Consider the following 25,930-nt stretch of genomic DNA (forward strand, 5'->3'; position numbering starts at 1 on the left):
CCCTCATCCCTCATCCCTCATCCCTCAGCCGTGCAGCCTCGTCCCGCAATGCGGCCACGGGCTCGAACCCCTGCGCACGTACAGCCTCTTCGCGCGAAACGTCTGTTCCTCCGCGCTCGCGTCCTGCGGGCGTCCGCTCCCGCCCAGGCTGTGCCAGGTGTGGGTGTCGAACTGATAGAGGCCGCCGTACGTCCCCGAAGGGTCCACCGCGCCGGGGCGGCCACCGGACTCGCAGGTCGCCAGGCCGTGCCAGTTGAGCTGGTCGGCGCCCTGGACCGAGGTGGGCATGGGCTTCGTGCCGACCTTCACCAGCTGCGAGCGAGGCTCCCGCACCAGCTCGTCGTCCACCCGCCGCGGCTTCTCCTTGACGCCGTTGACCGTGCGGAGGGTGTAGGTGACCCGGCGGAGGCCCGGCTGGCCGGCGCGTTCGACCACCTCTGTGCCCTTGAACAGGGTGGGGTCGTCGGTGCGTTCCACCTTGAAGGGGATCGCCTCCTCGCGGACCTCGCGCGTCCCCGTCACCCGCAGGACCGTGATCGTCTGGCCGTCGCGCGGGAAGCTGGCGGGCGGGACCGAGGTGGTGTCCTCGCCGTGGAGGCCGATGCCGGCCTCCTGGACCGCGTCGCCGACCGTCGCCGCGTTGGTGCGGATCGTACGGGCGCGGCCGTCGGCCATGATCGTGACGGTGCGTTCGGTGCGGACGTCGAGGGCGAGTCCGGCGCGGCCGATGGGCTGGGAGCGCGAGGTGGAGACGTACGCGCCCTCGGCCCGTACGCCGAGCTGTTCGAGGGCTCCGTCGACCGTGCGCGCCGTGGTCCACACCTCGCGCCGGTGGCCGTCGATGGTGAGCCGCACGGGGCGGCCGTAGCGCACCGCGACCTCGTCACCGCTGGCGAGGGGCGCGTCGCGGCCGGGGGCCACCACGTCGTGCGCGCCGACGTCGACGCCCTGCTGGGCGAGGAGTTCGGTGACGTCGTCGGCGAAGGTGTGCAGCGTGCGCGGCTTTCCGTCGACGTTCAGCTCGATCGCCTTGTCCTTGGCGACGAAGGCGGTGGTGCCGCCGGCGAGGAACGCGACGACCAGCGCCTGCGGCACCAGCCGGCGCATCGCGGAACCGGAGTCGGAGCGCTCGGCTCTTCGCCGCCGCCCGTGCCGTGCCGCCGGCTCGCTCTCCGGCTCCGCGGTGCCCGCCTGACGCGGGAACACCGGCTCGTACGTCTCGTAGGCGGGTCGGTACGTGTCCTCGTACACCTCGGTGGGTCCGTCGGTGTACGCGTCGGCGCGCACACCGCGGTCGTACGTCTCGTAGGTCTCGTAGTTGCTCACGCCGACACGCTCCAGAAGGCCACGGGGGTCCGGATCGGGCCAACAGAACCTAGCGGAGTGACCGTCACTCTCCAAAGCGACGCGACTACCCAGAGTTGTGTTCGATGAAGCCTTGAAGCGTCGTGAAGACTCTCAATAGCCGAACGCCCGCGCCGTGTTGGCCGCCAGCGCCGTCGCCAGCGCGTCCTCCTCGATGCCCCGCACGGCCGCCATCGCGCGCACTGTGACCGGAATGAGATAAGGCGCGTTGGGCCGTCCGCGGTACGGGGCCGGGGTCAGGAAGGGCGCGTCGGTCTCCACGAGGACCAGTTCGAGGGGGGCCACGGCGAGCGCGTCCCGGAGGTCCTGGGCGTTCTTGAAGGTGACGGTGCCGGCGAAGGACATGAAGTACCCGGCGCGGGCGCAGAGTTCGGCCATCTCGGCGTCGCCGGAGTAGCAGTGGAAGACCGTGCGCTCGGGGGCGCCTTCCTCCTTGAGGACGCGGAGAACGTCGGCGTGGGCGTCGCGGTCGTGGATGACGAGGGCCTTGCCGTGCCGCTTGGCGATCTCGATGTGGGCGCGGAAGGACTTCTCCTGGGCCGCCTTGCCCTCGGGGCCGGTGCGGAAGTAGTCGAGGCCGGTCTCGCCGACGCCCTTGACCTGCGGGAGTCCGGCCAGCTTGTCGATCTCCGCGAGGGCCTCGTCCAGGGCGGTCTCGCCGCCGGGGACCCGCGCGCCCTGCCGGGACCATCCGTCGGGGTCTCCGTGGACTATGCGCGGGGCCTCGTTCGGGTGCAGGGCGACCGTCGCGTGGACGGCGTCGTACCGGGCGGCCGTCTCGGCGGCCCAGCGGGAGCCCTTCAGGTCGCAGCCGACCTGCACGAGCGTCGTCACGCCGACCGACGCGGCCTTGGCGAGCGCCTCGTCCACCGTGCCGGACTGCATGTCGAGGTGGGTGTGGGAGTCGGCGACGGCCACCCGGAGGGGTTCCGGGAGCGGCGGCGCCGCGTTCTTCTCGCCGCCGCGTCCGCTGTCGCTGTCTCTGGAGGAAGGCATGCCCCGATCCTACGAAAGGGGCATGCCCGCCCGGTCGTCGGAGCCGGTCAGCTCGCCTTGCGGTGGAACGGGTGCAGGAGGTCGGACAGGTGCCAGTGGTGGTCCCTGTGCTCCGGCAGCGGGGTCACGGCGGCGTCATCGCCGTCCGCACTCTCCGCCGCTGCGGTGGCCGACCGGGGCCGCGGCGCCTGGTACTGCCGCTGCGCGGCCTCCCGTACCGACGACACCTGGCCCGCGCGCATGATGCGCACGACATGCCCGTCGCAGTTGAGGCAGGCGGGCCGGCTGAGCGGTGACGGCACGACCTGACCCTCCGCCACGTACATCACGAACTGGTGGCCGTCGGTGTCGACGTGGTGCTCTATCTCGTACGACTGCTCCCAGCCGTGCCCGCACCGCATGCAGGCGAAGGAGTACGACTCGTTGACCACGGCTGTGGCAGCGCCACGGACACCGGTCTGCCCTGCGATCTCACTCATGCCAGCTCCTGCTTGCTTTCCGCTGGACCAGGTCCTGTCGTTACATTCCCGTCGTCCGCCCGGAGGGCGGGCCCGGGGGCGTCAGGTGCGTGCATGGCGTCTCCGGGCAGACGGGAATGTGACGGCAGGGCCTAGGCGCCCCCGGCGAGGGGATTCCCCCCGGAATCCCGTTGGAGGCGAGGGACGGGTGCGTCCCTTCATCCAGTGGACGCCTCCAGCAGGGCGAACGCATCAGTCCTGTCGACTGTTGGAGGCGATTTGGACTTTCCTTGTCGAATCACCCCGTCAAGGCGGTCCGGGCTTTGCATTTCGTGACCGCGCTTTGCCCCACCATGGGGCGCGCGCTCAGGGGAGACGCGCCTCGCTCAGAGGAACGTTCGCCGCAGGTCAGACGGGTTTTCCGCGCGACCCCGGCGGGGTTCTCGCGCGAGGCTCGGCGAGACGGGGGTTCTCACACGAGGCCCTGCGAGGCGGGGGTTCTTGCGCGAAGCCCGGCGGGACAGCGGTTCCCGCACAAAGCCCGACAGAAGTTCGCGTGTACCGCCCCGCAGGAATCCCGCGTGCGCCCCGCGGGAATCTCCCGTACGCCCGCCGGGAGCCCGTGTGCCCTCACACGGGTTTTTGCGCGCTCTTCGCCGCCACCACCGCATCGAACACCTCGCGCTTGGGAACGCCTGCCTCGACGGCCACGGCGGCGATCGCCTCTTTACGCCGCTCGCCCGCCTCCTCGCGCACCCGGACCCGCCGTACCAGCTCGTCGGCACCGAGTTCCTCGGCCTTCTCGGGGGCGCCCTCGACGACGACGGTGATCTCCCCTCGCACACCCTCCGCGGCCCACTCGGCCAGCTCGCCGACCGGGCCGCGCTTGATCTCCTCGTACGTCTTCGTCAGCTCGCGGCAGACGGCGGCCCGCCGCTCGGCGCCGAAGACCTCGGCCATCGCGGCGAGGGTGTCGTCGAGCCGGTGCGGTGCCTCGAAGTAGACGAGGGTCCGCCGCTCACCGGCGACCTCCCGCAGCCGGGACAGCCGTTCGCCGGCCTTCCGCGGCAGGAACCCCTCGAAGCAGAACCGGTCCACCGGCAGCCCGGACAGCGCGAGCGCGGTGAGCACCGCGGACGGTCCCGGTACGGCGGTGACCTTGATGTCCTTCTCCACGGCGGCGGCGACCAGCCGGTACCCCGGGTCGGACACGGACGGCATCCCGGCATCGGTCACCAGCAGCACGCGCGAGCCGCCGAGCAACGCCTCGACCAACTCCGGTGTCCGCGCCGCCTCGTTGCCCTCGAAGTACGACACGACCCGCCCCTTGGGCTGCACCCCGAGCGCCTGGGTCAGCCGCCGCAGCCGCCGGGTGTCCTCGGCGGCGACCAAATCGGCACCCGCCAACTCCTCGGCGAGCCGCGGCGGGGCGTCCGCGATGTCGCCGATGGGGGTGCCGGCAAGGACCAGAGTTCCGGGAGCAACTGTCACGTTTCCATCCTCTCAGGGGAGAGAGGCGGGACTCACACAGACCTGTTCCCTACGATGGCGCGGTGACCAGTACCGCGTCCTCCACGGACACCCGGCAAGGGCAGGCCCCGCAAGACCAGCGGCCGTCGTGGCAGCAGCGGCTGCGCCGATTCGGCTACACGGCGGGGCCCAGAAACGACGTACGCGACCGGCTGGTGCCGCCGTACGCGGAGCCCAGCCCGCGGCTGTGGGCGGCGCTCGGCTTCTCGCCGGCGCTCGTCGACCGCATCAACCGCTGGTCGGGCTGGGGCGGTCCGCTGCTGGTCACGCTCATGGCGGGCGTGATGCGCTTCTACCACCTGGGCAGCCCGAAGGCGGTGATATTCGACGAGACGTACTACGCGAAGGACGCGTGGGCGCTGGTCCACCGCGGCTTCGAGGTCAACTGGGACAAGAACGCCAACGACCTGATCCTCCAGCACAACGGTCACATCCCCATCCCGACGGACGCGGCCTACGTCGTGCACCCGCCGGTCGGCAAGTACGTCATCGGCCTCGGCGAGCTGATCTTCGGCTTCAACCCCTTCGGCTGGCGCTTCATGACGGCGCTGCTCGGCACGCTCGCCATCCTGATGCTGTGCCGCATCGGCCGCCGCCTGTTCCGCTCCACGTTCCTGGGCTGCGTCGCGGGCGTCATGATGTCGCTCGACGGCCTGGCCTTCGTGATGGCCCGCACCTCGCTGCTCGACGGCATCCTGATGTTCTTCGTGGTGGCCGCGTTCGGCTGCCTGCTACTGGACCGTGACAGGGTCCGGGCGAAACTCGCGGCAGCGCTACCGGTCGACGCGGACGGCCGGGCCCGCCCCGACGCCCACATCGCGAACACCCTGTTCCTCGGCCTGCGCCCCTGGCGCTGGATGGCGTGCCTCCTGCTCGGACTCGCCATCGGCACCAAGTGGAACGGCCTCTACATCGCGGCGGCCTTCATGCTGCTGACGCTGCTGTGGGACGTCGGCTCCCGCAATGTCGCGGGCGCCAGCCGCCCGTACGTCGCGGCCCTGAGGTACGACCTGTTCCTCGTCGTGATCATGATCCCGGTCACGATCTCGGTGTACCTCCTCTCCTGGCTCGGCTGGATCCTCTCCCCGGCCAACGGCACCGGCGGCTACTTCCGCAACTGGGCCGCGACCGCCGGCAAGGGCGGCTTCTGGAGCCACTTCATGCCCGACTGGGCGCGCAGCCTGTGGCACTACGAGCACGAGGTCTACGAGTTCAACGTCGGCCTGCACTCCCCGCACACGTACATGTCCAACCCCTGGAGCTGGCTGGTCGACGGCCGCCCGGTCTCGTACTTCTACGAGTCCCCGTCCCCGGGCTCGGACGGCTGCCCGGCGAGCGCGGGCGAGAAGTGCGCCCGCGAGGTCCTCGCCATCGGCACCCCGCTCCTCTGGTGGGCGGCCTGCTTCGCGCTCCTGTACGTCCTGTGGCGCTGGGCGTTCCGCCGCGACTGGCGCGCGGGCGCGATCGCCTGCGGCGTAGCGGCCGGCTACCTCCCCTGGTTCCTGTACCAGGACCGCACGATCTTCTTCTTCTACTCCATCGTCTTCCTCCCGTTCCTCTGCCTCGCGGTCGCCATGCTGATCGGCGCGGTCATCGGCCCACCGGGTTCCAGCGACACCCGCCGGGTCGCGGGCGCCGTGGGGGCGGGCGTGCTGGTCCTCCTGGTCACGTGGAACTTCATCTACTTCTGGCCCCTGTACACGGGCACGGCGATCCCCATCGACCAGTGGCGGTCGCGGATGTGGCTGGACACCTGGGTGTAGAGCCCGCCCCTCACCCCCGCTGGACGGCGTTCGCGCCGGGCCCGTAGACCGTGTCGTCCCCGGGCCCGCCGTCGGCGTTGCGCGCGGAGCCGTTCACATGGATCGTGTCGTTGCCGTTGCCGCCGTAGCCGCTCCCGCCCGCGCCCACGGTGAGGGTGTCGTCGCCGTTGTCGCCGTAGGCGTCCCCTTCCGCGCTCGCCTTGAGGGTGAGGGTGTCGTCGCCGTTCCCGCCGTGGACGCGCCGGGCCTCGCGTCCGGTGCCGGTCCAGGTGTCGTCGCCGGAGCCCAGGTAGATCTCGTTGTAGCCGAGGGGGTTGCCGGAGGTGCGGTTGTGGATGACGGCGGTGTCGTCGCCGTCGCCGAGCCGCAGCGAGAGCGTGACGAGCGGGTCCGTCTCCATGTCGTTGATCCGGACCGTGCAGTAGACCCTGGTGCGGTCCTTGACCCTGGGGTGGCGGCAGCCGGTCCCCGCCTCGATCGGGACCACGTCGTCGATGTCGTAGTGAAGGGTGGTCCAGTCGGCCTCCGACGTCTCGGTGACGGTCACGTCGTTGGCCTGACCCGGGGCCGCCGCGTAGACGAGCTCGTAGCCGGACACGGCGATGGCCGGTGGCCCCTTGTAAGACGCGGGTCCCGAGGTCATCGCGACCCGCACCGCAACTCCCAGGGCCAGCACCAGAGTTGCCACCACCGCGACCCGCACCACCCGGTGCCCGCCAAGTCGGGAGAACATCGCACAGCCTCCATGGGCCGGTTGTCGGACCCGGCACCACGACCGACCCCCCACCCCCACCCCCGGTTGCCCGATATCCCCCACCGTTCGCCGTACGTTCACATACGTGGCTCGCCACGGGGTGTGATTCAGTCAGCTGATCTCTGTTAGGACAACAAAAGGCAACACCCCTCACAGCATTCCCCCACGCCACCTACAGTTCGAAGGACTGATAACGGGGAGGGACAGGGGCATGCGCAAGGGGGTAAAGGCCACCGTCATCGGCAGTGTGTTCGCCGTGATGGTGGGCGGGGCGGGGTACGGGGCGTTCAACGTGGTGTCCGCGTTGGGGGGTTCGGATGCGGTGGACGGGATCGGTGGGGGGTCGCCCAAGAAGACCGGGCCGCCCAGCAGCAGCGAGGTCACGGAGACGACGAAGAAGTTCTTCGCGGCCTGGGAGAGCGGGAACGCGGTGTCCGCCTCGTCGTACACGAACAACGACGCGGCCGCCGACCTCGTCCTGGAGTCGTACAGCGGGGCCGGTCACATCACGAAGGTGAAGATCACGCCCGGTGCCGCGAGCGGGGCCACCGTGCCGTTCAGTGTCAAGGCGACGGTGTCGTACAAGGGCATCTCCCAGCCGCTCAGTTACAAGAGTCGGCTGACCGTCGTACGCGGGAAGACGACCGGGCGGGCGCTCGTGGACTGGCAACCGACCGTCGTGCACCCGGAGTTGAAGACCGGCGACACGTTCGTCACCGGGGAGTCCGCGAGTCCGGCGATCGAGGCCGTGGACCGGGACGGGGTCGTGGTGACGAAGGAGAAGTACCCCTCGCTCGGGCCGATCCTGGACGAGCTGCGGGCCAAGTACGGTGACAAGGCGGGCGGTACGCCCGGTATCGAGCTGTCGATCAAGCACGACGTCGCGGACTCGGCCGACACCACGCTGCTGACCCTGGAGAAGGGCAAGCCCGGCAAGGTGCGCACGACGCTCAGCGCGAGCGTGCAGGCCGCCGCCGAGAAGGCCGTGACGAAGTACTCGGAGTCGTCCGTCGTGGCCCTGCAGCCGAGCACCGGGCAGGTGCTGGCGATCGCCAACAACCGCGACGACGGCTTCAACGCCGCGTTCCTGGGGAAGCTGGCGCCCGGCTCGACGATGAAGATCATCAGCGCCGCCACGTTCATCGACAACGACATCACGACGATGAACGGCCCGGCGCCCTGCACGCCCGACGCGGTGTGGCAGAGCCAGACCTTCCACAACCTGACCGGTCTCAAGCCGGACTTGAACGCCACGCTCGCCGACAGCTTCGCCCGTTCCTGCAACACGGCCTTCGTGAAGTACGCCGACTCGGTCAAGGTGGACTCGCTGACCAAGGAGGCCGAGGACCGCTTCGGGCTCGGCCGGGACAACTGGAAGACCGGCATCCCGTCCTTCGACGGCTCGGTCCCCGCGTCCGGCGGCCCCGACACCGCGGCCAACCTGATCGGCCAGGGCCAGGTGCAGATGAGCCCGCTGAACATGGCGTCGGTGACGGCGACCGCGAAGACGGGCACCTTCCGCCAGCCGATCCTCGTCGCGCAGAGCCTCGACGACCGCCAACTGGCCACCGCCCAGGGCCTGTCGGCGAGTACGACGGCCCAGCTGCGGGCGATGATGAACCGCACCGCGACCAGCGGCACCGCGGCCGGCATCATGTCCGGGCTCGGCGGCAGCATCGGCGCGAAGACGGGGTCCGCCGAGGTGGACGGGCAGTCCAAGTCCAACAGCTGGTTCACCGGCTACCGCGACGACGTGTCGGCGGCGGCCATGACCCAGGACGGCGGCCACGGCATCGACGCCGCGGGCCCGATCGTCCGGGCGGTACTGGCGGCGGGTGGCTGAACTCACCCCCGTGAGACGGGAACTCACCCGCACAGGACGGGACTCTAAGGTGTGCCCCGTCGTTGGGGCGTGTGAGGGCTGAGGGCCGATATCGACCGGGGCCCCAAGGGATTCGCGGAGGATCGGGAACTGTGGGCACGAGGGGCAAGAAGAAGGTCGTCGCCGAGCGGCGCAAGGCGAGACCCGCCATGGTCGGCGGGGTGATCGCCGTGGCCGTCGTCGGCGCGGGCGTCGGCGCCTACGCGCTCTACGACGGCGGGGCGTCGGCCGAGGCGCGCACGTCGACGACCGCCGACCACAAGGCGATCAAGACGGGCCCGTTGTCGGCGACCGAGGTGCAGACGACCGCGAAGCGGTTCCTGGCCGACTGGCAGCAGGGCAAGGTCGCCCAGGCCGCCGCCGCGACGGACAAGTCGACGGCGGCCGCCGCCCTGCTCACCGGGTACACGAAGAACGCCCACATGAAGGGCATCACCGTCACCGAGGGCGCCCGCACCGGCACCAAGGTCCCCTTCTCCGTGAAGTGCACGGTGTCGTACAAGGGCATCAACAAGCCGATGACGTACGCGAGTTCACTGAGCGTGGTGCGCAGCGCGAAGGACGGCAAGCCGTACGTCCAGTGGCACGCCTCCGTCGTCCACCCGGACCTCGCGGACGGCGACACCCTGGTGACGGGCGAGTCGGGCACCCCGCCGATCAAGGCCTACGACCGTGACGGCGGCGAGCTGACGGTGGCCAAGTACCCGTCGCTGGGGCCGGTGTTGGACGGGCTGCGGGAGAAGTTCGGCAAGAAGGCCGGCGGCAAGGCGGGCATCGAACTCCAGGTGATCCGGGGCAAGAAGTCCAAGCAGTCCGACAAGACGCTCGTCGAGCTGAGCAAGGGCACGCCCGGCAAGGTGAAGACGACGCTCAGCCCGACGCTCCAGGCGGCGGCCGAGACGCAGGTCAGCAAGCAGAAGAACTCCTCGGTCGTGATGATGCGCCCGTCGACCGGCGAGATCCTGGCCGTCGCGAACGCCTCGCACGGCTTCAACGTGGCCTTCCAGGGCTCCCTCGCCCCCGGTTCCACGATGAAGATCGTGACGTCGACGATGCTCTTCGAGAAGAACCTCATCACCCCGGACGCGTCCCACCCCTGCCCCAAGACGTACAAGCTGGCGGGCTGGACCTTCCACAACGACGACGACTCGGAGATCAAGAAGGGCACGTTCAAGATGGCCTTCGGGGCCTCCTGCAACAACGCCTTCATCAACTTCGCGCCCAAGCTGTCGAACAGCGACCTGACGACGGAGGCCCAGCAGGTCTACGGCCTCGGCATGAACAACTGGGCCATCGGCGTCCCCACCTTCGACGGCTCCGTCCCGGTGCAGAGCGGCGCGCAGATGGGCGCCTCGCTGATCGGCCAGGGCGGGGTCCGCATGAACCCGCTGAACATGGCGTCGGTCGCCGCGACCGTCGACACGGGCACCTTCCACCAGCCGTACCTGGTCTCCCCGACGGTCGACAACCGCACGATCGCGAAGGCCTCGCGCGCGATGTCGTCGACGACGCAGTCGGAGCTGAAGGAGGTCATGAAGTACACGGCGGACTACGGCACGGCGGCGCAGGCGATGTCCGGGCTCGGTCCGGACTACGGCGCGAAGACCGGCTCGGCGGAGGTCGACGGCCAGAAGAAGCCCAACGGCTGGTTCACCGCGTACAAGGGCGACCTCGTCGCCGCGGGCGTCGTCCAGGCGGGCGGCCACGGCGGCGACACGGCGGGCCCGATCGTGGCGGCCCTGCTCAAGCTGGGCAGCAGCCTCGGCGGCTGAATCCCGGCTTGAGCCCGCTGAGCCCCTGAACGTCTCCGGGGCTCAGCTGATCCTCTGTGCGGGTCAGCTCGCGACCGGCGTGGTGGCCGTATAGGTCCGCCGCAGGAACCGCATGATCGTCTTCGTCTCGAACTGGACGACGGAGACGCCCTGTTCGGAGTGGAACTCGACCACGGCCTGCACCCGCCCGCACGGCCACACGCGCACCTCGCCGCTGCCGGCCGGGGCGCGCAGCCCCTGCTCCAGCAGTTCGCGGTCGAAGGTCCATTCATGCGGTCCGGGCAGGCCGATACGGACGGCTCGGGGATCGGACTCGGGGTCGTACCGCAGGACGACGGGGACCGCGTCAGCATCCAGCCGGTCCACGTCCTCGTCGGTGACGATATGGGCTCGCGCGTACTGTTCGACTACGGACATCGGGCGGCCCCTTACGCTGAGTGACCTGTGTGAAAGCTATGCATCCGCTTCCACTACCCAAATGTCGCACATTTTCTCGGGAGCGCCCTCCGGGGCGACAGATCTCACATGTCGGCGCGAGACTGTCTGGCTCTTGCAAAGGACTCGCAACAAGCATCTAAAATCATCCCGTGCATGTGCCTGACGGATTCATAGACGCCCCCGTATCCGCCGCGACCGGAGTGGTCGCCGCGGCCGCCATCGCCGTGAGCCTGCGCGGTGCCCGCCGCGAACTCGACGAACGCACGGCGCCGCTGGCGGGCCTGGTCGCCGCGTTCATCTTCGCCGTGCAGATGCTCAACTTCCCGGTCGCGGCGGGCACCAGCGGCCACCTCCTGGGCGGTGCGCTGGCCGCGATCCTGGTCGGCCCCTACACGGGCGTGCTCTGCGTCTCGGTCGTCCTCCTCATGCAGGGCATCCTGTTCGCGGACGGCGGCCTGACCGCACTCGGCGTGAACATCACCGACATGGCGATCACGACGACGGTCGTGGCCTACGCCGTCTTCCGCGGCCTGGTGAAGGTGCTGCCCCGCACCCGCCGCTCGATCACCGCCGCGTCCTTCACCGCGGCCCTGCTCTCCGTCCCCGCAGCCGCCCTCGTCTTCACCCTCCTCTACTCGCTCGGCGGCACCACCGACGTCTCCCTCGGCAAGGTCGCCACCGCGATGATCGGCGTCCACGTCCTCATCGGCGTCGGCGAGGCCGCGATCACCGCGCTGACCGTCGGCGCCGTGATCGCCGTACGCCCGGATCTGGTCCACGGCGCACGCGGCCTGGAGCAGCGCCTCAAGCTGCGCGTGAACGGCGAACTGGTGGACGCGCCAAGGCAGTTGGAGCCGGTCGCAGCCCGTGGGACCTCGCGCCGCAGACTGTGGATCGGCGGCCTGGTCACGTCCCTCCTCCTCGCCGGTTTCGTGAGCTTCTATGCCTCCTCGAACCCCGACGGCCTGGAGAAGGTGGCCGCCGACCACGGCATCGACCAGCAGACCAAGGAGCACGCCTCGGCGGACTCACCGCTCGCCGACTACGGCGTGCGTGATGTCGACGACGCCCGGCTCTCCGGGGGCCTCGCGGGCGTGATCGGCGTGGGCGTGACGGTCGTGGCGGGCACGGGCGTCTTCTGGGCGGTCCGCAAGCGCCGTAGCACCTCGCAGGCGGCCTGACATGGGCGCGGGCCACGCCCACCGCCTCTACCGGCACGGCCACTCCCCCGTCCACGCACTGCCGCCGCACACCAAACTGGCCGCCGTCTTCGCCTTCGTGGTGGTCGTGGTGTCGACCCCGCGCGAGGCGATGTGGGCGTTCGGCGTCTACGCCGTGCTGCTGGGCCTGGTCGCGTACACGGCCCGCGTCCCCGCGGCCTTCCTCCTCCGCCGCCTGCTGATCGAGATCCCGTTCGTGGCGTTCGCCGTGCTGATGCCCTTCGTGGCGGAGGGCGATCAAGTCACCATCCTGGGCGTGCAGTTGAGCGTGAACGGCCTCTGGGGCGCGTGGAACGTCCTGGCGAAGGGCACGTTGGGCGTAGCCGCCTCGGTCCTCCTGGCCTCGACCACCGAACTCCGCGAACTCCTCCTGGGCCTCCAGCGGTTGAAGCTCCCGCCCCTCCTCGTCCAGATCGCGTCCTTCATGATCCGCTACGGCGATGTCATCACGGACGAGATGCGCCGGATGCGGATCGCCCGCGAGTCACGGGGTTTCGAGGCCCGGGGCATCCGCCACTGGGGCGTGCTCGCGAAGTCGGCGGGCGCGTTGTTCATCCGCTCCTACGAACGCGGGGAGCGGGTCCATCTCGCCATGGTGAGCCGGGGTTACGCGGGTTCGATGCCGGTGATCGACGAGGTGACCGCGGACCGGGCGCAGTGGTCGTACGCCCTCACCCTCCCCTGTGCCGCCCTTGTCGTATGCCTGTTGGGATGGACGCTGTGATGGACGACGCTGTGATCGATGACGCTGTGCCCCCTTCGCTCGAAGTGGCCGGGCTGGCCTTCGCCTACCCCGACGGCCAACAGGCCCTGTTCGGCGTCGACTTCACCGTCGCACGCGGCGAACGGGTCGCTCTGCTCGGCCCGAACGGCGCCGGCAAGACCACCCTCGTGCTGCACCTCAACGGCACCCTCACGGCCGGCGCCGGGACGGTGACGGTGGCCGGACTCCCGGTCGGCAAGCGGCACATGGCGGAGATCAGACGCCGGGTCGGGATCGTGTTCCAGGACCCCGACGACCAGCTCTTCATGCCGACGGTCCGCGAGGACGTGGCGTTCGGCCCGGCAGCGGCCGGGATGAAGGGTGCCGAGCTGGAGCAACGGGTGCGTACGGCACTGGAGTTGGTGGGAATGGCGGAGTTCGCGGACCGGCCCCCGCACCACCTGTCGTTCGGGCAGCGGCGGCGAGTCGCTGTGGCAACCGTCCTGGCGATGGAGCCGGAGATCCTCGTCCTGGACGAGCCCTCCTCCAACCTCGACCCGGCCTCGCGCCGCGAACTGGCCGACATCCTGAGGTCGTTGGACGTGACGGTGCTCATGGTCACGCACGACCTGCCGTACGCACTGGAGCTGTGCCCGCGCGCACTGATCCTCAGCGAGGGCGTGATCGCGGCGGACGGCAAGACCGGCGAACTCCTCTCCGACGACGCGTTGATGCGGGCGCATCGCCTGGAGTTGCCCTTCGGGTTCGACCCGCGGTCCGTGACAATGGGCGCGTGACGAACGAGGAGCACGAGGATCACACCGCCGCCGGGTCACTGCTCCTCGACGAGCAGTTGTGCTTCGCGCTGTACGCCGCCCAGCGGGCGCTGACGGCCGCGTACCGCCCCCTCCTGGAGGAGCTGGAGCTGACCTACCCGCAGTACCTCGTCCTCCTCGTCCTGTGGGAGCGCGGCGAGACCCCGATCAAGGACCTCGCGACGGCCCTGCGGCTCGACTACGGCACGGTGTCGCCGCTCCTGAAGCGCCTGGAGACGGCGGGCCTGGTCCGCCGGGAGCGATCGGCACACGACGAGCGCTCGGTGCTGGTCGCGTGCACGGAGCGCGGTACGGCCCTCAGGGAGCACGCGACCCGCGTACCTGGCGCCCTGCTCGCGGCGACGGAGCTGGAGATGCCGGAGGTCGTACGCCTGCGGGCGGAACTGTGGCGACTGGCGGAGCGCGCGGAGGCGGCGGCGGAACGGGCCCGCTGACCCGCTGACCTCGGGTTACCGAGGGTTCCCACCCCCTGGTAAGCGCGAGCGGGCTACCGGTCAGTATCTTGTGCACGATGTAGTTGCGCACTCTCGCGTTTCCGTCCCCGGGGGAGGTCCCGCCATGACCGACGACACCGTTGCCACCACCGCTACCGCTGCCACCACTGACACCGCTGTCGACACCCGCCCGACGAAGATCATGTACGTCGCCGAGGCCACCGCCCACGGCGGCCGGGACGGCTTCGTCAGCAGCCAGGACGGCCAGCTCGCCCTCCAGGTCGCGATGCCCCCGGCGCTGGGCGGCGACGGCAACGGCACCAACCCCGAGCAGCTCTTCGCGGCCGGCTACAGCTCCTGCTTCCACAACGCGCTGGTCCTGGTCGGCCGTAGGGCGGGCTTCGACCTGACCGGTTCCACGGTCGCCGCGAAGGTCGGCATCGGCCCCAACAAACAGCGCGGCTACGGCCTCGCGGTCGCCCTGAGCGTGTCCCTGCCGATCCTCGACCAGGACATCGCGGCGAAGCTGGTGGACGCGGCGCACGAGGTCTGCCCGTACTCGAACGCGACGCGCGGGAACATCGACGTGACGATCCTGCTTGGTTGAAAGAGGAGAGCGGTACGGCGGAACATCGGGACGAGGAGCGCGGGCGTGGACGTGAACGGCGTGGTGGCCGAGGGCTTCGAGCCGGTCAGGGACGCGTTCGAGGCGAACTTCGAAGCACGCGGGGACCGGGGCGCGGCAGTGACGGTGTACCGGCACGGGCACCGGGTCGTAGACCTCTGGGCGGGCACGAAGGACGTCGACGGCACCGCGCCCTGGGAACAGGGCACGGCCCAGATCGTCCGCTCGGCGACGAAGGGCGTGGCAGCCGCCGTACTCCTGCTGCTGGCGCAGCGCGGGGAGCTGGACCTGGACGCACCGGTGGGCGAGTACTGGCCGGAGTACAAGGCGGCGGGCAAGGAACGCACCCTGGTCTGGCACCTGCTGGCGCACCGCGCGGGCGTGCCGGTGCTGGACCGCCCGCTGACCCCGGAGCAGGCCGCCGACCCGGTGCTCAGTGCGACGGCGGTGGCGGCGCAGGCACCGGCGTGGGAACCGGGCACGGACCACGGGTATCACGCGCAGACGTACAGCTGGCTGACCGGTGAACTCGTCCGCCGGGTGACGGGCCGGTCGATCGGCGAGTGGATCGCGGACGAGATCGCGGGCCCGGTCGGGGCGGACCTGTGGGTGGGCCTGCCGGCGGACGAGGAGAGCCGGGTGGGCCGGGTGGCGCAGGCCGAGGCCGCCCCGGCGGACGCGAGCGCGCTCCGTGTGCGCCCCAAGCGCTCGGTCTCCGAGGCGTACGCGAACCCCGACTCCCTCACCCGGCGCGCGTTCGGGGCGATCACGCCGATGCCGGACGAGAACGACCCGGCGTACCGGGCGGCCGTACTCCCCGCGTCGAACGGCATCGCGACGGCGGACGGACTGGCCCGTGTCTACGCGTCGCTGATCGGTGAAGTGGACGGCGGGGTACGGCTGTTCACCCCCGAGACGGCCGAGCTGGCCCGCACGGAACGCTCCTCGGGCCCCGACCGCGTCCTCGTGATCAACACCCGTTTCGGCCTGGGCTACATGCTGCACGGCGGCGCGTCCCCGCTCCTCTCGGAGGGCTCCTTCGGCCACCCGGGCCGAGGCGGCGCGCTGGGGTTCGCCGACCCGGAATCGGGCATCGCGCTCGGGTATGTGACGAATTCGTTCCGCAAGAGCGTGACGGCTGATCCACGGGCGCAGGCGCTGGTCAGAGCGGTGCGCACCGCCCTGTCGTAGCGCACTGGTACGGCTACGGCCGTCGCCGCCACGGCCGGCGTTCACGACCCTGGGGCAACAATGGGGTATGCGCTGCTGCATCTCGGCTCCCCTCGCGGCCCTCGCCGCGCTCCCCACTCCGTACGACGTGCTGCGCTCCGGCGCTCTCCTCGCCCCGGCGCTGCTGCGTGCCGCCCACGGCGGTTCCCCGCGCGGCAAGTACCGCCAACTGGCCGCCGTACACCTGGAGTTGGTCACCCTCACCGAGGACAGCGCCATCATCACCTGGCACACCCGGATACCCGGCACCGACGACGGCTTCGGCCACCCGCTCCCGGCGCCCACCGAGGGCGAGGTCGTCTACGGCACCCACCCGGCCCACCTCAACCGCACCGCGGCCGAGGACCGGCCCACCGCGCACCACCAGGTGGAGCTGACCGGCCTGGAACCCGGGCAGACGTACTACTACCGGGCGCGCTCCCGGGGCGTGACCGCCGTACCGACGCCGTTGCAGCACGTGCGCGGGAACGCCGTCGGCACCTCGCGGCACGGCCTCGCCTCCCTGACCGGCACGTACTCCTTCACCACACCCCAGCCCCCGCCCGGCAGGCACCTGTTGTCCATCGCCCTCTGCAACGACCTGCACCTCGGCGAGACCACCGCGGGCCGCATGGCGGGCTTCCCCCTGCTGCGCGGGGTGTCGCAGGCGGCGGGCCTCGCCGCCTATCCGGAGATCATGACCCGGGCCCTGGTCGAGGAGGCCAAGCGGCGCGGGGCGGACGTCCTGCTCGCCGCCGGGGACATCTCGGCGGGCGGGTCGCCGCGGGACCTGGCCGAGGCCAGACGCATCCTGGACGGCTTCGGCACGCTCGGCCGGGACTACCTCGTCGTACGGGGCAACCACGACCGTGCGGGGAGCTCCGCGGACACGTTCCACGAGGGTTTCCGGGAGGGCTTCGGCGACGGGCCCGGCTACTTCGCCCACGATCTCGGCGGGCTGCGGATCATCGGCCTCGACACGTACGCCAAGGCCGGGAACGGTGGTGACGCGGGCGGGGTCGGCGAGGAGCAGTTGTCCTGGTTCCGGGGCCTGCTCAGGGCCGAACCGGACCGGCCGACCGTCGTCTTCGGTCACCATCCGCTGACGGTACGGGACTCCGTGTTCCCGGTGACCCGGGGGCAGCAGCTCGACCGCCGGCAGGCGCGGGCGATCGTCGACGCGTACGCCTCCGCGCCGGGGGTCTTTCTGCACCATGCGGGGCATACCCATCGCAACAAGCGGACCCTCCTGGTCCGCGCCCCGCACGTGGTCCAGCAGGAGGTCACCGCCGCGAAGGACTATCCCGGTGGTTTCCTGCTCCTGCGCGTGCACTCCGGGGGGTACGCCCTCAACCACTACAAGGCCGGTGGGATCGAGGCGCGTGAGTGGGGGGAGCGGTCTCGGCGGGTGGCTGGGGGGCTGTGGCCGCATCATGCGCTGGGGCGGGCGGCGACGGACCGGAACAGCGTCAGGGTGCATGACCTGTCCGGGGTGGGCTCGTTGCCGCATGTCGGTACAGCCCCGCGCCCCTAAAAGGAGGCCCTGCGGGCTCCTTTTAGGGGCGGCGTCTGTCAGCCGTCGTTCTCCGGGGACGGGAGGTACGCGCCCGGGACGTCATCCGGCGTGTAGATCTTCTTGTCGCCGGGGTAGGGCTTGGTCCAGTTGTGGGTCTGGTACCAGGTGTAGCGGTTCATCTGGGTGGGGTTGGCGTAGTCGGGCACGGCGTTCGGGCCGGTGAGGCGCTGGTGGGACGCCCAGGTCTTCCACTGGGCCGCGAGCGTCTTCTCGGCCGCAGGGACCGACACGGACGTCGGCGCGGGTGCCGCGGCGGTGTCCTGGGCCGCCGGGGTGTCCGAGCCGCAGGACGGCTGGGGGCTCACGCCGAGGGTCAGCGAGGTGCGGTTGGGGACCGCCGTGAACGGGGTGTCGTCGGCCTTCTTCGTGAACGCCCCGTACATCGGGGTGGCCGCGCTGTCGAGCTGGTTCATCGGGTGGATGCCGAGGATCTGCTCGACGGTGCGGACCATGGTGATCTGCGAGTAGTAGTGGTCGTCGACCGTGCCGTGGTTGGCGTAGGGGCTGATGACCTGGACCGGGGCGCGGTGGCCGTCGACGTGGTCGAGGCCGGCCTGGGAGTCGTCCTCGACGACGAAGATCGCCGAGTCCTTCCAGTACTTGCTGTGGGTGATCTTGTCGACCATCTTGCCGACCGCGAGGTCGTTGTCGGCGACCTCGGCGGCGGCGTTGGCCGGACCGCCGGTGTGGTCGTTGGAGAACCAGAACATGTTCAGGTTCGCCGGGCCGTTCTTCTCGAAGTCCTGCTGCCAGATCTGCTCTTTGTAGATGTCCGGGACGTCGAGGTCGAACAGCGGGAAGCCCTGCACCGACACGTCGTTGAGGGAGGGGATCGCCGAGCCCGTCTTGATGGGGTAGGCGGTCTGGGCCCCCGTCGCGGCCATGTTCTTGCTGTCGCAGTACAGGTTCTGCCAGGTCGCGGCGGCCGGCTTGGTCTCCAGCGACTGGAACTCGCCGAAGTCCTTGACGGACTTGCCGGCCGCCTGCGCGCCGGTCCAGATGAACCCGGTCTTCTGGTGGCCGAGGACGTCGTTCTCGGTGTCATAGCTGCGCGTGTACTCGCCGGCCGAGGACTCGGTGTACTCCGGGTTGTCCGACTGCATCAGCCAGTTGTGGCCCTCGGCGGAGTTGGTGCCGATGTCGTAGAAGTTGTCGTAGAGCCCGAACTGCTCCGCCAGCGCGTGCTGGTTGGGCGTCACGTTCTCGCCGAACTGGGTGAGCGAGGCGTTGCCGTTGCCCTGCGGGAGGTCGCCGAGGACCTGGTCGTAGGTGCGGTTCTCCTTGACGAGCAGGAAGACGTGCTTGATCGTCGAGGGGTCGCCGAGCCGCGCCGGGACCGGGACGGCCTTCGCGTGGCTCTTGCCCTTGGCCGTGGTGACCGAGCCGGGCGTCCAGCCGTTCTGCTTGAAGACCTTGGCCGTCTGTGACCTGATGGTGAGGTCGCTCGGCAGCGTGAACTGGGTCAGGCTCGATGTCGTGTCGTGCGTGTTGTGGCCGGCGGCGTCGGGGCGGAGCGCGTCGATGCCACGGGTGTTGGAGACGACGACCTGTTTGCCGACGGTGGTGATCTCCGAGGGGAAGTAGTCCGTGGGGAGCAGGCCTACGTAGCGGGCGGGCTGCTGCGGGGAGCTGTAGCGGTAGACGGCGACCGCGTTGGCGCGGCCGAGCGTCACCAGCAGCCGGCCGTCGTCGGTGAGCGTCACCGCGTTCGGCTCGTAGCCGACGGACGCCTCGGGCCACGGCTGGGTGGCGATCGTCTGGACGACCTTGCCCTTGCGGGTGTCGATGACCGAGACGCTGTTGTCGGCGGTGTTGGTGACGAACACCGCGCCCTTGCTCGCGTACACGGCGGTCGGGTGCAGTCCTACGGCGATGGTGCCGACGGCGGCGGACGGGTCCGCGGTGTCGATGACACTGACCGTGCCGGTGGTGCTGGCGCCCGTCTTCGGGTTGGCCAGCACGTCGGTGCCGTAGGAGTTGATGGTGGTGTCGCCGGCCTTCGCCGGGCGCCCGCCCTCGTTGCTGACGTACAACGTGCCGCCGACCAGGGCGATTCCGCGCGGGGCGGTGCCGACCACCCAGGTCTGCTTGATGGTTCCGGTCGCCGCGTCGATGGCGACCACCTTGTTCTGGCCGTTGACCGCCGAGTACACGGTGGAGCCGTCGGCGGAGAACACGGCCGCGCCCACCAGCGCCTGCTTGGCGCCGTCGGCCGGGATCGGGACGGCTGTGGGGCTCGCGAGGGTGCCGTCGGCGTTGACGGTGAACTTGGTGTAGCCGTTGGCCTGCCCCAGCCACAGCTGCTTGCCGTCGGGCGAGTAGGTCGGGCCCTCCTGGCCGACGGCGCCGCTGCTGATGCGCAGGTCGTCCGCCGTGCTGGTGCCGATCTTCTGCTTGATCTGACCGGTAGTCAGGTCCATGACCACCAGAGAGGCGTCGCCGTCCGCGATCGAGGCCGCGACACGGGTGCCGTCCGGGCTGACCGTCGACGACATGATCTTGCCGTCGTTGATGACGGTACGGGTGCCGTACGGCTTGATGTACTGGTCGCTGGAGATGACCTGGCCGTCGGCGGTGGTCTGGCCGACCTGCTGGGTGCCGAACCGGTAGGTCGAGGCGACCGCCGTGCCCGTGACGCCGAGGGCGACCGCGATACCGGCCGTCACGAGCAGTGCCCGGCGGCCGACATGTCTGCCGAAGAGGTTGACCTGCTTCTTCTCATGGATCCGACGCTGGCGGGTTACCTGCACGGAACTGTTCCCTTCAGTGGGTGTCGAGCAGCTCGACGTTGCCGTCGAACTGCCACAGCGGATTCGGGGCGTCACCGGTCGAAGTCCGCACCAGGAAGTAGCCGTTGACTTCCTTGGGACCGTCACCGTCCGCCACGAACCGCCCGTCCGAGGTGATGTCGAGCTGGTAGATCGCCGTCCCCGTGACCGCGACCCCGGGGAGATGCCAGCTCACGACGCAACGCCAGTCGTTGCCCGCCCCCTCCTGGGCGGCCTGGCCGTCGCTCTTGGTGCACGCCGCCGAGGTCCGCAACTGGGCCTCGGTGACGGCGGGCCGGTGCAACTGCCCGGTCTGCAGGCGGTACAGATGCGCGAACACGGTCGCGAGGGACTTCTGCACCTTGTCCTGCTCGATCCCGGAGCCCGTCGACGGCGTCGCCACGGCGACCGCCCCCACGGTGACGGCGGTCAGCGCGGCCAGCGGCAGCAGCCCGACGGTGATCGCGCGGCGCCCGGAACCGTCGTAGGCCGGGTTGGTGAAGTCGCGCCGTACGAACAGCACATAGGCCAGGGCGGTCGCGAGGACGGCCCACGCCAGGCTGACCGCGACACCGATCAGGAGCGGGGCGAGCTGCGCCGGATCGGTGAACAGGCCGTTCCAGGCGATGAAGGCGTAGCCGGGCAGCGCGAGGCGCACCGCGACGGGCAGCGGCAGCATCTGGGCGACCTGCATCGCGAGCGCGACCAGCACGGGCAGCAGCAGCCCCATCGAGGACCGCCCCAGCGCGACCGACCCGAGGAGTCCGATCGCGGCGAGAGCCAGGGTCGGGGCGAGGGCACAGAGCCAGGCGAGCAGGACCCGGCCGGCCGCGTCCCCCGGCGCCAGCAGATGGCCGTCGAGACCGACCAACGGCTGGTTGCCGACCGCCACGAGCCCACCGGCCGCACTGGACCCGGCCAGCCCGGCCACCAGAACCACCATGACGGTGAGGCTGGCCAGCGACTTAGCCACGAAGATCCGCGCGGGTGAGCGGACCGCCACCAGCAGATGCCGCCAGGTGCCGAGCCGGTCCTCGGCGGCGAACACGTCACCGGCGACGAGCGAGGTCAGCAGCGGCAGCGCCCAACTGCCCGCGAACCCCAGCATGACCAACGGCCCGGCCCACCCCGTGGCGTGCATCCAGCGGCCGAAGAGAGTGTCGGAGGGCAGCGTGCTCTGTCCGCTCACCCCGGCGACGAAGAGCGCCGGGGCGACCCAACAGGCGAGCACCAGCAGGCGGATCCGCCACTGCGAGACCAGCTTGACGAGCTCGAAACGGTAGCCACGCGCAACGGAGACGCGACGGGCAGGGACGACATGTTCGGCAACGACGGAAGCGCTCACCGCCCGACCTCCTGCTGTTGCTCCTGCTGCTCCTGCTGTTCTTTCTGCTCCTGCTGTTCCTTCTGCTCCTGCTCCTGCTCCTGCTCCGGCTCGGTGAGCGCGAGGAACGCGGCCTCCAACGGCGATACCACGGGGGCGAGTTCGCGCACCGCGATGCCCGACCGCACGAGCCCGGCCACGAGTTCGTCGAGGGCGGGTATCAGCGCGCGCACGACGAACACCTCGGCGTCCTGCCGTATCCCGGCGTCGTCGACGACCCGGACCCCACCTGTCTCGGCGGCAAGCACACGCGCGGCCCGCGCATCGGAAGTCCGCAACCGGTAGTCGAGTTCACGGCTCTCGGCGGCCAGCTTGCTCAACGGGCCGGAGAAGACGACCCGTCCGGTGGCGAGGATGGTGACCTCGGAGCACAGCGCCTCCAGATCGTCCATACGATGACTGGAGAGCACCACACTGGTTCCGTCGGCGGCGAGCCGGGTGAGGACTCGGTGCACATGTCTCTTGCCCGCCGGATCAAGTCCGTTGGACGGTTCGTCGAGTACGAGCAGCCGGGGTCTGGTGAGCAGCGCGGCGGCGAGCCCGAGCCGCTGGCGCATACCGAGCGAGAACCCACGGGCCCGGTCGTCGGCGACATCGGTGAGCCCGACCTGGTCCAGCACGTCGTCGATCCCCGCCGTCCGCGCGTCATGGCCGCGCAACGCGGCCAGCGCGGCGAGGTTCTGCCGGGCGGTGAGCGAGGGGTAGAGACCGGGCCCGTCCACGAACCCGGCGACACCGTCCGGGGCGGCGAACGCCCGCCCGACCCGCGTACCCAGGATCTCCAGGCGCCCGCCGTCGGCGACGGCAAGGCCCAGCAGCAGACCGAGCAGGGTGGTCTTGCCGGCCCCGTTCGGCCCGACCAGACCGTGGATCTGCCCCTGCGTCACATCCAGATCGACGCCGTCGAGCGCGACGACATCGCCGAAGCACTTACTGATCCCACTGGCCCGGACCGCGTGGCGTCTCTCCATGAGCCCCTTCTTCCGAATCCTCAGGGACCCTAGGGACACCACACATCCCACGCACAGACAGCCGTCTGAACGCGCGGAGAACGGATCGTCAAGTCGTCGGCAAGCCGGGTGAAAGAACGGTCAACCCGCCCGCAACATCAGCCCGATCCCGGCCACGAGCAGCACGGCGGCGGCGATACGCGGCGCCCCGAACCGCTCCTTGAAGAAGACTGCTCCGATGGCCGCGCCGACGATGATCGACGACTCGCGCAGGGCGGCGATGGGGGCGAGGGCCGCGCGGGTCTGGGCCCACAGGACGAGTCCGTACGCCAACACGGACAGGGCCGCGCCGAGGAACCCGACTCCGGCGAACGGCCGTAGGGCGGGGGCGAGTTGACGGCCACCCCGCAGATACACGGCGTACGCGGGGATCATCCATCCCTGGACGGCCATCAGCCAGGCGATGTAGCCGAGCGACGAGCCCGAGGCGCGTACGCCGAGGCCGTCGACCACGGTGTACGCGGCGATGGACAGGCCCGTCGCCAACGCGGCGCCGATCGCAGCCCAGTTGGGCCGGTGGCCGCGCATGCCCCACAGGGCGACGCCGGTGAGCCCCGCGCAGGACAGTGCGATACCGGCGGCGGCCCAGCCGTCGGGGACCTCGTGTGCGAAGACGGCGGCGAGGACGGTGACGACGAGGGGTGCGGTGCCACGCGCGATCGGATAGGCCTGCCCGAAGTCCCCGAGCCGGAAGGACTTCATCAGCAGGAGGTAGTACGCGAGATGGATGAGCGCGGAGGTCCCGAGATACGGCCACGCCCCGGCCGCCGGAAACGCCGTGAACGGCACGAGCGCCAGCCCGATGACCATCCCGCCGCCCGCGATGAGCGTGAACCCGACGAGCTTGTCCGTGATGCGGTGCGCGAGGGCGTTCCAGCAGGCGTGGGTAACAGCGGCGAGCAGAACAGCGGCGGCGACCTCCGGAGTCACGAGGACTGCTCGCGCACATCCACCAGAGTGGCACCGGCGTACGCGACAAGCTCCTTGGGCTCCATGGGGAACACGGCATGCGGATTACCGGCGGCGGCCCATACGACGTCATGCGCGAGCAGCGACCGATCGGCCAACACCCGTGTCTTCGTACGGTGTCCAAAGGGCGGCACGCCCCCGATGGCATACCCGGTCGTCTCCCGTACGACGTCCACCTTGGCCCGCGTGACCTTCTCGACCCCGAGCTCCCGCCGAACAAGCTCCACGTCCACCCGGGACGCCCCGTCCATGAGCACCAGTACCGGAACCCCGTCCGCCGCGAAGATCAACGACTTGCAGATCTCACTCAACTCGCACCCGATCGCGGCGGCGGCCTCGGCTGCGGTACGGGTGGCGTCCGGGAAGCGCCGAATACGACCGAGGAGATCCGCGAGCCCCAACTCCCGTAGCGCGTCGGCGAATCGGGGGTTGGCGCCGGTGTTGTCGTCTTCGGTGTTGTTCATGCTCATGGGGGCACGGTAGCGGTGGGTGTACTGGGCCTGCGACTGAGTTCCGACCGTTGGGCCGCCCGCTTCTTGGTCAGTGTCGGGATTGCGTGAGTCGAGTAAAGGGCGCTCCCTGCGGTCGCGTCGGCTGCGCCGATTGCGCTGCGCTCCACCCTTGACTCAACTCACGCAATCCCGTTTGAGAAGCGAGCGGGCGGCCCCGAGGGATGGGTGGCCCAGGTACGGATCCCCTTGCCTGTACTGCGTTCCGGTCCGGTGTGTGGGGGTGCGCTCGCGTTTCGCCTGTATGCCGGGTGGGCTTGGCGGCTACCGGTCGGTGGGGGGCGCGCTGCCGTCCCGCCTGCACGCCGCCTCGGCTCAGCGGCCGACGGTGGGTGGGTGGTTGCGGGAAGCCGGGGGTAAATCTAACCACCGTCGCAGGCTTTTACCGGTTAGAGATGACCCCGGCTTCCGGAGAGGGCCGGGTCGGGGGCGAGGGCAGCGCGTTGGCGTCTCGCCTTCGTGCTGGGCTGGCTTGGCTGCTACCGGCCGGTGGTGTGTGCGGGGGCCCACCTCGACCCCACAAGCAACGGGTCATGGGCAACAGGCAGTCAGGTAGTAGTGGGTGATAGGCAGTTCTGGGCCACAGGCATAGGGGAAGGCTCCGGGCCGGTACTGGGTGGCGGCCGGGGTGGTGGCCCCTATCTGCCGATTACGCCTCTCCAGGGTACCCGGTTCGCAGCGCTGTGACAGTCGAAGCGGAAGTGTCACACTTCTCCGGCCCACCCGCCCCGGCCCCCCGTCGTGGCCCTGACGCCTCTGGAGGCTGGGGTCATTTCTAACCGGTAAAAGGTTGTGACGGTGGTTAGTTTTACCCCCGGCTTCTGGCGACCACCCACCCACCGTTGGCCGCTGAGCCGAGGCGGCATGCAGGCGAGACGGCAGCGCGCCCCTCGCACCCTCGCACCCCACCGACCGGTAGCCGCTAAGACCATCTGGTGTGCAGGCAAGACGGCAGCGCACCCCTCCACACCGGTCGGCAGCACGGTTCAGGCAAGGGGGTCCCTACCTGGCCACCCGTCTTTTCGGGCCGCTCGCTCGCTTCTGAAACGGGCTGGAGCGGCCCTAGTCAAGGGTGGAGCGCAGCGGAATCGCCGAAGGCGACGCGACCGCAGGGAGCGCCCTTTACTCGGGCCGCGGAAGCCCGACACTGGCCAAGAAGCGAGTGGCCCTACGACCAGGTGACTTCTTTTGCCTGGGCTACAGCAGCCGTACGACCTGGCGCCTCGTGGTACTTCCAGTACAGGTTCGTGTGCGCGATGACCTGCTCCGGCGGCGGCGCACCCCAGCGGCTCAAGTCCGACGTGGTGTGGGCGTCGGCGACGAGCGTCACGTCGTAGCCGCGTACGAAGGCGCCGTGGATCGTGGAGCGGATGCAGGCGTCGGTGGATGCGCCGGCCACCACGAGGCGTCCGACTCCGGCCTCGGCCAGTACCTGTTCCAAGGACGTGCCCTCGAAGGAGTCGGGGTAGCTCTTGGGGACGAGAGGTTCCGGGTCGTGGCGGGTGAGTTCGGGGACGTACTGCCAGGCCTCGCTGCCCTGGGGCACGTTCTCGTCGAAGTGCTGGATCCAGACGACCGGCACGGATTCCTCGCGGGCCCTGTCGACGAGTCCGGCGATGTTGGCGACGACCGCGTCACGCGCGTACGCATCGGCAACGACGCCGACCTGTACGTCGATCACCAGCAGCGCGGTGTTGGGACGTTCGGACAGGGTGGTCATACCCCGGGA

Annotated in this window: 22 protein-coding genes; 10 read left to right on the forward strand and 12 right to left on the reverse strand. The window is 70.2% G+C overall.

Annotated features, from left to right (window positions below; all coding sequences use genetic code 11):
• Nucleotides 1–24 precede the first annotated feature (24 nt).
• The 4 genes from OG496_RS25055 to rsmI all read right to left on the reverse strand — a co-directional run bounded on the left by OG496_RS25055 (nt 25) and on the right by rsmI (nt 4,310).
• Entirely contained in the window at nt 25–1,326 is a 1,302-nt protein-coding gene (locus OG496_RS25055; protein ID WP_405972472.1) for a ubiquitin-like domain-containing protein, read from the reverse strand.
• A 132-nt stretch (nt 1,327–1,458) separates the two neighbouring features.
• Nucleotides 1,459–2,361 carry a TatD family hydrolase gene (locus tag OG496_RS25060; RefSeq protein ID WP_366496956.1) on the reverse strand — a complete coding sequence of 301 codons (903 nt, stop codon included), beginning with the start codon at nt 2,359–2,361 and terminating at the stop codon, nt 1,459–1,461.
• Between the two features lie 47 nt (nt 2,362–2,408).
• Nucleotides 2,409–2,840, reverse strand: a complete 432-nt coding sequence (locus tag OG496_RS25065; RefSeq protein ID WP_405972473.1) for a hypothetical protein — start codon at nt 2,838–2,840, stop codon at nt 2,409–2,411.
• A 609-nt stretch (nt 2,841–3,449) separates the two neighbouring features.
• Nucleotides 3,450–4,310: a 16S rRNA (cytidine(1402)-2'-O)-methyltransferase gene (gene rsmI, locus OG496_RS25070; protein WP_405972474.1), complete on the reverse strand. Its 861-nt coding sequence runs from the start codon at nt 4,308–4,310 to the stop codon at nt 3,450–3,452.
• A gap of 62 nt (nt 4,311–4,372) precedes the next feature.
• On the opposite strand from rsmI, the gene OG496_RS25075 reads away from it, so the two are divergent.
• On the forward strand, nt 4,373–6,112 hold the full coding sequence (locus OG496_RS25075) for a phospholipid carrier-dependent glycosyltransferase (protein ID WP_366496954.1): 1,740 nt from the start codon (nt 4,373–4,375) through the stop codon (nt 6,110–6,112).
• 10 nt (nt 6,113–6,122) lie between these two features.
• Here the strand turns inward: OG496_RS25075 and OG496_RS25080 are convergent, their stop codons facing one another.
• Nucleotides 6,123–6,845: a calcium-binding protein gene (locus OG496_RS25080; RefSeq protein WP_405972475.1), complete on the reverse strand. Its 723-nt coding sequence runs from the start codon at nt 6,843–6,845 to the stop codon at nt 6,123–6,125.
• A 232-nt stretch (nt 6,846–7,077) separates the two neighbouring features.
• Here OG496_RS25080 and OG496_RS25085 point away from each other — a divergent pair, with 232 nt between their 5' ends.
• Entirely contained in the window at nt 7,078–8,709 is a 1,632-nt protein-coding gene (locus OG496_RS25085) for a penicillin-binding transpeptidase domain-containing protein (RefSeq protein WP_405972476.1), read from the forward strand.
• A 188-nt stretch (nt 8,710–8,897) separates the two neighbouring features.
• Nucleotides 8,898–10,520 carry a penicillin-binding transpeptidase domain-containing protein gene (locus OG496_RS25090; RefSeq protein ID WP_405976703.1) on the forward strand — a complete coding sequence of 541 codons (1,623 nt, stop codon included), beginning with the start codon at nt 8,898–8,900 and terminating at the stop codon, nt 10,518–10,520.
• A gap of 63 nt (nt 10,521–10,583) precedes the next feature.
• Here the strand turns inward: OG496_RS25090 and OG496_RS25095 are convergent, their stop codons facing one another.
• On the reverse strand, nt 10,584–10,937 hold the full coding sequence (locus OG496_RS25095) for an SsgA family sporulation/cell division regulator (RefSeq protein ID WP_366496951.1): 354 nt from the start codon (nt 10,935–10,937) through the stop codon (nt 10,584–10,586).
• A gap of 170 nt (nt 10,938–11,107) precedes the next feature.
• Here OG496_RS25095 and OG496_RS25100 point away from each other — a divergent pair, with 170 nt between their 5' ends.
• From OG496_RS25100 to OG496_RS25130, 7 genes are all read left to right on the forward strand, one after another.
• Nucleotides 11,108–12,139: an energy-coupling factor ABC transporter permease gene (locus OG496_RS25100; RefSeq protein ID WP_405972477.1), complete on the forward strand. Its 1,032-nt coding sequence runs from the start codon at nt 11,108–11,110 to the stop codon at nt 12,137–12,139.
• Between the two features lies 1 nt (nt 12,140).
• Nucleotides 12,141–12,902: a cobalt ECF transporter T component CbiQ gene (cbiQ, locus tag OG496_RS25105; RefSeq protein WP_405972478.1), complete on the forward strand. Its 762-nt coding sequence runs from the start codon at nt 12,141–12,143 to the stop codon at nt 12,900–12,902.
• Nucleotides 12,902–13,678, forward strand: a complete 777-nt coding sequence (locus OG496_RS25110; RefSeq protein ID WP_405972479.1) for an energy-coupling factor ABC transporter ATP-binding protein — start codon at nt 12,902–12,904, stop codon at nt 13,676–13,678. The genes cbiQ and OG496_RS25110 overlap by 1 nt, the downstream gene beginning before the upstream one ends.
• Entirely contained in the window at nt 13,675–14,151 is a 477-nt protein-coding gene (locus OG496_RS25115; RefSeq protein WP_405972480.1) for a MarR family winged helix-turn-helix transcriptional regulator, read from the forward strand. The genes OG496_RS25110 and OG496_RS25115 overlap by 4 nt, the downstream gene beginning before the upstream one ends.
• Before the next feature lie 124 nt (nt 14,152–14,275).
• Nucleotides 14,276–14,758 carry an organic hydroperoxide resistance protein gene (locus tag OG496_RS25120; RefSeq protein ID WP_366496946.1) on the forward strand — a complete coding sequence of 161 codons (483 nt, stop codon included), beginning with the start codon at nt 14,276–14,278 and terminating at the stop codon, nt 14,756–14,758.
• A 45-nt stretch (nt 14,759–14,803) separates the two neighbouring features.
• Entirely contained in the window at nt 14,804–15,967 is a 1,164-nt protein-coding gene (locus OG496_RS25125; protein WP_405972481.1) for a serine hydrolase domain-containing protein, read from the forward strand.
• 67 nt (nt 15,968–16,034) lie between these two features.
• Nucleotides 16,035–17,519, forward strand: a complete 1,485-nt coding sequence (locus OG496_RS25130) for a metallophosphoesterase (protein ID WP_405972482.1) — start codon at nt 16,035–16,037, stop codon at nt 17,517–17,519.
• 38 nt (nt 17,520–17,557) lie between these two features.
• On the opposite strand, the gene OG496_RS25135 is transcribed toward OG496_RS25130, so the two are convergent.
• The 6 genes from OG496_RS25135 to OG496_RS25160 all read right to left on the reverse strand — a co-directional run bounded on the left by OG496_RS25135 (nt 17,558) and on the right by OG496_RS25160 (nt 25,921).
• Nucleotides 17,558–20,311 (reverse strand): alkaline phosphatase family protein, encoded by a 2,754-nt coding sequence (locus OG496_RS25135; protein ID WP_405972483.1) that lies wholly within the window; start codon nt 20,309–20,311, stop codon nt 17,558–17,560.
• Nucleotides 20,312–20,324: 13 nt separating this feature from the next.
• A complete protein-coding gene (locus OG496_RS25140) occupies nt 20,325–21,674 on the reverse strand; it encodes an ABC transporter permease (RefSeq protein ID WP_405972484.1) in 1,350 nt (449 codons plus the stop codon).
• Nucleotides 21,671–22,684 carry an ABC transporter ATP-binding protein gene (locus tag OG496_RS25145; protein WP_405972485.1) on the reverse strand — a complete coding sequence of 338 codons (1,014 nt, stop codon included), beginning with the start codon at nt 22,682–22,684 and terminating at the stop codon, nt 21,671–21,673. The genes OG496_RS25140 and OG496_RS25145 overlap by 4 nt, the downstream gene beginning before the upstream one ends.
• A gap of 120 nt (nt 22,685–22,804) precedes the next feature.
• On the reverse strand, nt 22,805–23,653 hold the full coding sequence (locus tag OG496_RS25150; protein WP_405972486.1) for an EamA family transporter: 849 nt from the start codon (nt 23,651–23,653) through the stop codon (nt 22,805–22,807).
• Nucleotides 23,650–24,162 (reverse strand): YbaK/EbsC family protein, encoded by a 513-nt coding sequence (locus OG496_RS25155; protein ID WP_405972487.1) that lies wholly within the window; start codon nt 24,160–24,162, stop codon nt 23,650–23,652. The genes OG496_RS25150 and OG496_RS25155 overlap by 4 nt, the downstream gene beginning before the upstream one ends.
• Nucleotides 24,163–25,369: 1,207 nt before the next feature.
• Nucleotides 25,370–25,921 (reverse strand): cysteine hydrolase family protein, encoded by a 552-nt coding sequence (locus OG496_RS25160; protein ID WP_405972488.1) that lies wholly within the window; start codon nt 25,919–25,921, stop codon nt 25,370–25,372.
• Between the last annotated feature and the right edge of the window lie 9 nt (nt 25,922–25,930).

Origin of the sequence: Streptomyces sp. NBC_00988 (assembly GCF_045162645.1) — a bacterium.
Taxonomy (GTDB): domain Bacteria; phylum Actinomycetota; class Actinomycetes; order Streptomycetales; family Streptomycetaceae; genus Streptomyces.

Bases quoted from the DNA above. Each gene is read 5' to 3' on its own strand.
- OG496_RS25060 (WP_366496956.1), bottom strand. From the start codon at position 2,361: ATGCCTTCCTCCAGAGACAGCGACAGCGGACGCGGCGGCGAGAAGAAC.
- OG496_RS25065 (WP_405972473.1), bottom strand. From the start codon at position 2,840: ATGAGTGAGATCGCAGGGCAGACCGGTGTCCGTGGCGCTGCCACAGCC.
- OG496_RS25080 (WP_405972475.1), bottom strand. From the start codon at position 6,845: ATGTTCTCCCGACTTGGCGGGCACCGGGTGGTGCGGGTCGCGGTGGTG.
- OG496_RS25085 (WP_405972476.1), top strand. From the start codon at position 7,078: ATGCGCAAGGGGGTAAAGGCCACCGTCATCGGCAGTGTGTTCGCCGTG.
- OG496_RS25090 (WP_405976703.1), top strand. From the start codon at position 8,898: ATGGTCGGCGGGGTGATCGCCGTGGCCGTCGTCGGCGCGGGCGTCGGC.
- OG496_RS25095 (WP_366496951.1), bottom strand. From the start codon at position 10,937: ATGTCCGTAGTCGAACAGTACGCGCGAGCCCATATCGTCACCGACGAG.
- cbiQ (WP_405972478.1), top strand. From the start codon at position 12,141: ATGGGCGCGGGCCACGCCCACCGCCTCTACCGGCACGGCCACTCCCCC.
- OG496_RS25110 (WP_405972479.1), top strand. From the start codon at position 12,902: ATGGACGACGCTGTGATCGATGACGCTGTGCCCCCTTCGCTCGAAGTG.
- OG496_RS25120 (WP_366496946.1), top strand. From the start codon at position 14,276: ATGACCGACGACACCGTTGCCACCACCGCTACCGCTGCCACCACTGAC.
- OG496_RS25130 (WP_405972482.1), top strand. From the start codon at position 16,035: ATGCGCTGCTGCATCTCGGCTCCCCTCGCGGCCCTCGCCGCGCTCCCC.
- OG496_RS25145 (WP_405972485.1), bottom strand. From the start codon at position 22,684: ATGGAGAGACGCCACGCGGTCCGGGCCAGTGGGATCAGTAAGTGCTTC.
- OG496_RS25155 (WP_405972487.1), bottom strand. From the start codon at position 24,162: ATGAGCATGAACAACACCGAAGACGACAACACCGGCGCCAACCCCCGA.
- OG496_RS25160 (WP_405972488.1), bottom strand. From the start codon at position 25,921: ATGACCACCCTGTCCGAACGTCCCAACACCGCGCTGCTGGTGATCGAC.